This is a genomic window from Streptomyces minutiscleroticus (assembly GCF_014650875.1).
GTDB classification, from domain to species: Bacteria; Actinomycetota; Actinomycetes; order Streptomycetales; family Streptomycetaceae; genus Streptomyces; species Streptomyces minutiscleroticus.
On the sequence record NZ_BMVU01000127.1, the window covers coordinates 1 to 6,945 of the forward strand.

Sequence of the window (6,945 nt, forward strand, 5' to 3'; positions counted from 1 at the left end):
ACGGCAACCGCTTCGTCATCTCGATCTCCCCAACCGAGTCGACGCCTCCCTGCACGGCCTACACCCTCACGAATCCGCCGTCAACAAACCACCGCTAAGGACGGAGGGCTTTTCGCTGGCCTGTGGCGGCGGACCGTACGATCGCGTCAAGGAGCCGGTGGCGCTTGACGGCGTGGGTGAAGTCCGGGGCGACGGCCGTTCCGTGGACGAGGTCGTCCCGAATCGCGGCGTAGGCGTGCGCCAGCGTGTGGATCACTGTTCCGGCCAGGCCGGGATAGTCGTCGTAGCCGCTGGGCAGCGTGACCTTCGTGGGCCGACCGCCGCCGCGTGTGCCACACACCGTGACCGGACCGATGTGCGGGAACTCGGCGGCGGTGATCTCGAGTCTCCCCTCCGTGCCGTCGATGATCAGAGAGAACCCCGCACCCGATGCCGCGCCTCCACGGTGGTGGACGGACAGGATCGCCCCGCCCACCACGGTGCCCGAGATCGCGATCTGGTCCTCGGCGGTCATCGGAACGACCTGCCCGGTGCGCCCGAGGGGAACCTGGCGGCGCCGGGTCGCGGTCGTGGCGACCACTTCCTGAAGCTCGCCGACGACCATCGACACCAGGTCGATCGCGTGTCCGAACGCGATGGTCAGCATCGTGGCCCCGAGCTTGCGGTCGAGCGTGTAGACCATGTTCGGAGACACCGGAGTGCCCCATTCGGTCGAAGACGCCACGACGGTGGCGGAGAGCACTTCCCCCACGAATCCTTCGGACACGAGGTCGGCCAGCCAGCGGAAGGTGGGCGAGGAGCGTCCCTGAAGACCGACGAAGGTGCGCGTCGTCCCGGCGGCACGCTCCATCTCCTCGGCCTCGCGCAGGTCGACGGCGAGCGGCCACTCGGAGAGCACCGGCACTCCCGCCTTCAGCACGGGCAACACGAGTTCGCGATGCTGGGGCACTTTGACGGCGACAACGACGAGGTCGACGTTCTCGTCGCCGGCGAGCTGCTCGACCGACGTGTACGCGGGTACGCCATACGCCGCTCCCGCGGCCCGGGCCGAGGCTTCGGAGCTCGCCGCCAGCGCGCGAAGCTCGATCCCGTCGACGGCGCTCAGCGCGGGCAGGTGAGCCCCGGCCGCCCAGCCTCCCGTGGCGCTCAGGCCGACGATGCCGACGCCGATCGGCTTACGGGAGTCAGGCACCGAGCTGCCGCCTCAGGGTCTCGGCGTCGTGCAGGGCCGTCATGTGCGCGAACCGCCCGTCACGAACCTGGTAGATGGCGTACTCGACGATCTCGAACGAGGCGCCGGTGGGAGCCACGCCGAGCCACTCCTTGGCGGGCGTGCCCGTGTTGGTCAGACGGGCGGCCAGGCGATCACCATCGACCACGATCTCCCGGGGCTCCCAGTGGAAGTCCGGGACCGCGTCGATGTCGCCGTTCAGCACAGCGATGACCTGGTCCCGAGTGCCCGGCTCGCCGTTCAGGGTGGTCTCGTCGTTGATGAACTCGTCCATGCGGTGGATCTCGTGGGCGTTGAGCGCCCCGATGTAGCGCAGGTAGAACTCGCGCAGGTCGGTGTCGGACATGATCCCCTTCTTCGGCCCCCGGAGCGGAGGTCATGCTCGGTGTTTCGCGACGGCTCTTGACGGTTTCGTCGCGGCGATCGTCGGCAGGGGAGGGAACCACTGCCCGAAACTTCTGTTCCGAACGGTACCGAAGTTTTGCGACACCGTCACGGCCCTCATGCGAGGAGGACGTCCCACCGGGGCGAGCGAAGGAGTGCAGCCGCTACGCGGGCCAGCCGAGCAATGCCGTGTCGACGATCTCGTCGAGCTCGGCGGGAGCGAGGCCGTTGGCGGCCTGCACTGCGATGCCGAAACCCATCGTCATGATGAACCGGGCAAGTCGCCGAGGGTCGGCGTCGCGCGGAAGGTCACCCTCGTTGACGGCGCGCCGGAAGCGCTCCTCGAGGCGGACCCCCGCGTCGTTGCGCCAGTCGGCAAGCAGGTCGTGGACGGCCCGGCTCTCGTCGCTCGACGCCAGCGCACCCTGCACGGCCAGGCACCCGGAGGGGCCGCCGGGAGGGGTCGTGGTGCGGACCGCTCCGCGGAGGAACGCCAATGCCACGGCCCGTGCGGTGGGCTCCTCCAGGGCGCGCGTGGCGTAGGCGGCCGGCCCATCGCCGTAGCGCTGGAGGGCCTTGCGGAACAACTGCTCCTTGTTGCCGAAGGCCGCATACATGCTCGTCTTGGTGATCCCCATGGCGCCGGTCAGTTCAGCGAGGCTTGCACCTTCGTACCCTCGGGCCCAGAACACCCGCATCGCGCGTTCCAGCGCCTGGTCGACGTCGAATCCTCGAGGCCGGCCCATGACGGCCCTGCGGGAGTCACCCATACCGCAAGTGTACCCCTCGGTACAGATCCCCGCTGACCGGCAGTTCCATCCCCACAAGGTGGCGAATGCAGTTCAGTACCGATCGGTCTTGATGTGTTAGGGTTCTGCACCGACCGGTACTTAATTGATGGGAAGGGAAGTCCGCGCCATGAAAACCGTTTCGCTCGGCGGCCTCAAGGTCTCTCGCATCGGTCTCGGAGCCATGGGAATGTCGGCGTTCTACACCGGCGCCGGCCGGTTCGACGACGAGTCGATCCGCACGATCCACCGCGCTCTGGACCTCGGGGTCACCCATATCGACACCGCTGAGGGGTACGGCCCCTTCATCAACGAGGAGTTGGTCGGCCGGGCCCTGCGGGGGCGCCGGGACGAGGTCGTGCTGGCGACCAAGTTCGGACTGATCTCCCACACCGGTGGCACGTCTCCGGACAGCACCCCGGCCAATATCCGCCTGGCCGTGGAGGGATCACTGAAGCGCCTGGGCACCGACCGCATCGACCTCTACTACCAGCACCGAGTGGACCCCGGCACGCCCGTCGAGGAGACCGTTGGCGCGCTGGCCGAACTGGTGGCCGAAGGCAAGATCCGCCACATCGGCCTGTCGGAGGCCGGCCCCGCCACGATCCGCCGCGCTCACGCCGTGCATCCGGTCACCGCGGTCCAGTCCGAATACTCGCTGTGGACCCGCGACCCGGAGGCCGAGATCCTGCCCGTCCTGCGCGAACTGGGTATCGGCTTCGTGCCGTACTCCCCGCTCGGCCGCGGCTTCCTGACCGGCAGCATCCGCTCCCTGAACGATCTTGACGCCGACGACTGGCGCCGCACCAACCACCGCTTCGCCGACGGCAACCTGGAACGCAACCTGCGAATCGTCGACGAGGTCCGGGCCGTAGCCGCCGAGATCGACACCACGCCCGCACAGGTTGCCCTGGCCTGGCTGCTCGCCCAGGGCGACGACATCGCGCCCATCCCCGGCACCAAGCGAGTCGCCCGGCTGGAGGAGAACGCCGCCGCCGACCGGATCGAGCTCACTGCCAGCCACGTCGCCCGCCTGAACGACCTGCCCCCGGCCTCCGGCGAGCGCTACGACGCGGACAACATGGCCGCCATCAACCGCTGATCGAAGACGTACCACCACGCACGCCGAGGGTCGGCATCCGGGCGAAGAGTGCCGCATTCCCCATGAGACTGTGCAACATGAAGTACGCAGGTCACGGGTCTGGTGTGCGGGGCGGGCGGGGTACTCGCGCTGGTCTCGGCGGGTGTCCATGGTGAAGATCGTCTGACCTGTCGCCAGGGCCGTTGCCGGGGTCTGCTGCGCCGACCGCCGTGCCCCTCCTGCGCTCCCTGGCCGGGCCGGTGCCGGGAGAGCGCGGGGAAGGCGTGGGGATGCTGGAGCTGGAGCGGATCACGGCTCGCCGGAATGAACTGGACACGCTCGCCGAGGAGTCGGCCAAGCAGCTGGCGGAGGTCCAGGCCGAGCGGGAGGAGTTGGTGATCGCCGAGCGGGTCCTGCACCGGCTGGCCGAACAGGACCGGGCTGTGGCGGAGGCCGCCGCGGCCGTCGCCCCACGGCAGCCCGGGTGGCGGCACGGGCGGTTCTGCTGGTCCCGCACCGCGGCCGAGGGCTCGGGATGCCGCCGAAGAGGGGTCGCTGACCCGGTGCAGCCCGCGACCCGGAGGAGGAGTCGATGCACCCGGGCCTCCCCGTGCGGGCACGGTGCCGGCGGTGCCGCTCCGCACGCTGTCGGGCGCGGCCCGTTCCGGACGCGACTGCGCGAGCACCTCGGTACGCCGCCCGGTCCGCTCACCTTCGGCGTGGTCGAGCAGGCCGCCGACGCCAACCCGGCCGAGTCCGACGGCCTGGACTGCAAGGAGAGGCTGCCCGGCCCCCGCGCGAGGGCCGGTGGAACGAGCTGGCCAAGGAGGTCGCCGCGATGACGGGCGCCCGTGGCGGCCCGCCCACCCATGGCGTCACCGACAGGACCACCGTGCCGGTCGGCTCGACCCGGTGAGGTCAGCCCCCAGCGGTACGCGCAGCAATTCCGCACCCCCGTCCAGCCCCACCCGCCCGATCTCACCTTCACCACGCCCGCCTCGGCCGACGGCCAGCTCAGCTTCCCGGCCGTGGACGTCCCCGCAGGCCCATGGCCCCCACCACGTCTACGGCGTCGCCGCCGAGGACAAAAACCAGCAGGCCGTCATCGACCTGCACCATGTCATGGTTCTCCTGCTGCGGCCGACCGCACCGCAGGGCCCTCACACGCCGGCGCGATCCCGGCCCGCAGAGCCGGCACCCGGGCCGATGCGGCCCGACGCGACCAGCGCTCCAGCACCGACCGCTCATCAGCGGACAGCGACAACGGTTCCAGCTTCGGTCCGCGACGAGGAACCGACCCATCGGCAGCGGAAGTCACGCGAGGACCAACGAGCAACTACTGGTGCGGGACAATGGACCAGCCGCTGGAAGACCGCACTGAACGCCTTGGGCATCACCGTCGACGACCGCCTGTCGGCAGTCCGCCGTCGACCCGACTGCCTCGGTCACACCACTCGTTCGGCACTCCCGCCGAAGTCGTCGGGGACGATGCGGAGTTTCTGTGCGATCCGGGCGAGGGCCTTCTGGTCGGTCGCGTTGAGCGAGTCCAGGACGATGCGGCGTACGGTGCGCAGGTGCGTGGGTGCTGCCCGGTGCACGATGTCGAAGCCGACGTCGGTGAGTTCGGCGAGGGTGTAACGGCCGTCGGTCGGGTCGGGTGTCCGTACGACCCAGCCGCGCTGTTCGCAGCGTTTGACGACATTGGACAGACGAGAGAGCGACCCGCTGGCGAGGAAGGCGAGCTCTCCCATCCGCAGCTTGCGCTGTGGGGCCTCGGAGAGGTGACTGAGCACGAGGTACTCGAACAGGGTGAGGTCATGTTCCTGTCGCAGCGGCGACTCCAGCTTGCCGGGCAGTAGCAGGACAAGGGAGATCAGCCCTGTCCACGCCGCCTTCTCCTGCTCGTCGAGCCATCGCAGCTCCCCCTCGTTCTCGTGTCCGTCCGTGCCGCTCACAGGTTTTCCCGTCTCTCTGACGCGATCCGTCATGACTTTACGCGTGAAGTCGACATCTGCTAGCTTCACTTTACGCGTGAACTCATCTAAGAGGAAACGCACCGCCATGGGCAGGAAGAGAGCATCATGAGTACCGTCACCTTCGGCATTGCTCCGGGCTCCGGTGAGAAGCTGCACAAGGCCCTCGGCTACAGCGGGGCCGTCCGCGTCGGCGACCGGGTCGAGACCTCCGGCCAGGCCGGGGTGGACGACGACCTGGTCATCCCCGAATCGCTGGAAGACGAGATCATCCAGGCTTTCGACAACGTGGAGCGCACACTCGCCACGGTCGGCGCGACATGGAAGGACGTCATCCACGTCAACTCCTACCACAAGGTCGCACCGGGAGACGACGCCATCGGCGACGACCACAACATGGTCATGGCCGAGCAGTTCCGCCGTCGCCTCGACGGCCGCGCGCCGATCTGGACCGAAACCGGTGTCACGGCCCTCGGCCTCGCCGCCATGCGTGTGGAGATTCGCGTCACCGCCATCGTCGGCTCCGCGAACCGAACCATCGCCTCCGGTGACCGAATCGTAGCCACCCCGGACTGAAACGCGCCTTCTTGCGGCAGGTGGTCGCCCCGGTTCCAGGGCGACCACCTGCCGCGCACCCGTCCTGATCGCTCGACCTGACGTACTGGAACCGCTGCTGAGGGTGCCGGCAGGTGGATGTTCATCGCGGGTCCGGTCCGCAAGGCCCGCGGGCCTTGCGGGCCGCACCCGCGTCCTCGGGCCGGGACTGTGGCCTCCCGCGAGCCGCGACGCGAGCGAAGGCCGGCCGAGGCGACCTCACCGCCTCCACGCTCCCGCCCCGCGGCCGTGAACACCATCCGCGGGACATGACCGTGTCGGCTACGGTATCCGGACCGCCCGGCCGTGGACGCCGCGCCCGCTGCGTCAGGGTGCCCCGGGGCAGGTCGCCGTGGTCCGTCGTGCGCAGAAGACAGAACAGGACAGCGGGGTCTGCGCGCGTCGGGAGCGGCTGGTCATGGTGGCGGCGTGGCGGGTGGGGCGGCGCTGGGGATCGGATGCGGGGTGCGTGTCATCAGGGCAGTCCACAGCGCTCCGCGAGCGCCCGCAAGCGTGCCTCGGCGTTCCCGGTGCCCAGCAGGGACAGTTCCTCGATCAGTCGGCGGGTGCGCGGACGTGAGCGCACTTCCTCGGCTGCTTCCCGTTCTGCGGCCAGCAGGGCGTCGACGGCCGCGGTGCGCTGTCCGGCCAGGGTGTAGGCGTGGGCGAGGTCGACCAGGCGGTGGGCGCGGCGCTCGCGCGGCAGCTGGTCGATATCCGGTGCGGGCATGCTGGTCGCCACCGCGACCGCTTCGGCGCCCTGGGCGAGCTGTACGTGCGTGGCCAGCCGGTACAGCGACACGTTCGCCGCGTTGAACGCGGACCACAGGGCGTTGTTCGCGCCGTCCAGCCGGGCGGCGTGCTGGGCGGCCCGGTCCAGGAGCGCGGGTACGG

Annotated in this window: 7 protein-coding genes and 1 pseudogene; 3 read left to right on the forward strand and 5 right to left on the reverse strand. The window is 69.7% G+C overall.

The features are described from left to right. Window positions 1–94 precede the first annotated feature (94 nt). From IE271_RS39845 to IE271_RS39855, 3 genes are all read right to left on the reverse strand, one after another. On the reverse strand, window positions 95–1,192 hold the full coding sequence (locus IE271_RS39845) for a Gfo/Idh/MocA family protein (protein ID WP_190195326.1): 1,098 nt from the start codon (window positions 1,190–1,192) through the stop codon (window positions 95–97). Beyond that, on the reverse strand, window positions 1,185–1,577 hold the full coding sequence (locus IE271_RS39850) for an ester cyclase (protein ID WP_190195327.1): 393 nt from the start codon (window positions 1,575–1,577) through the stop codon (window positions 1,185–1,187). Before IE271_RS39850 ends, IE271_RS39845 begins: the two co-directional genes overlap by 8 nt. Window positions 1,578–1,779: 202 nt before the next feature. Then, window positions 1,780–2,385, reverse strand: a complete 606-nt coding sequence (locus IE271_RS39855) for a TetR/AcrR family transcriptional regulator (RefSeq protein ID WP_190195328.1) — start codon at window positions 2,383–2,385, stop codon at window positions 1,780–1,782. Between the two features lie 148 nt (window positions 2,386–2,533). On the opposite strand from IE271_RS39855, the gene IE271_RS39860 reads away from it, so the two are divergent. Continuing rightward, the gene (locus tag IE271_RS39860) at window positions 2,534–3,505 is read left to right on the forward strand and encodes an aldo/keto reductase (protein WP_190195329.1); all 972 of its coding nucleotides are present in this window, start codon (window positions 2,534–2,536) and stop codon (window positions 3,503–3,505) included. Between the two features lie 269 nt (window positions 3,506–3,774). Next, window positions 3,775–4,326, forward strand: a complete 552-nt coding sequence (locus IE271_RS43085) for a hypothetical protein (protein ID WP_229919957.1) — start codon at window positions 3,775–3,777, stop codon at window positions 4,324–4,326. A 603-nt stretch (window positions 4,327–4,929) separates the two neighbouring features. Here the strand turns inward: IE271_RS43085 and IE271_RS39870 are convergent. Further along, on the reverse strand, window positions 4,930–5,472 hold the full coding sequence (locus IE271_RS39870) for a MarR family winged helix-turn-helix transcriptional regulator (protein ID WP_190195330.1): 543 nt from the start codon (window positions 5,470–5,472) through the stop codon (window positions 4,930–4,932). A gap of 93 nt (window positions 5,473–5,565) precedes the next feature. On the opposite strand from IE271_RS39870, the gene IE271_RS39875 reads away from it, so the two are divergent. Then, window positions 5,566–6,033, forward strand: a complete 468-nt coding sequence (locus IE271_RS39875) for a Rid family hydrolase (RefSeq protein WP_190195331.1) — start codon at window positions 5,566–5,568, stop codon at window positions 6,031–6,033. A gap of 493 nt (window positions 6,034–6,526) precedes the next feature. Here IE271_RS39875 and IE271_RS39880 read toward each other — a convergent pair. After that, window positions 6,527–6,945 (reverse strand): annotated as a pseudogene (locus IE271_RS39880) (helix-turn-helix domain-containing protein); the annotation flags it as partial.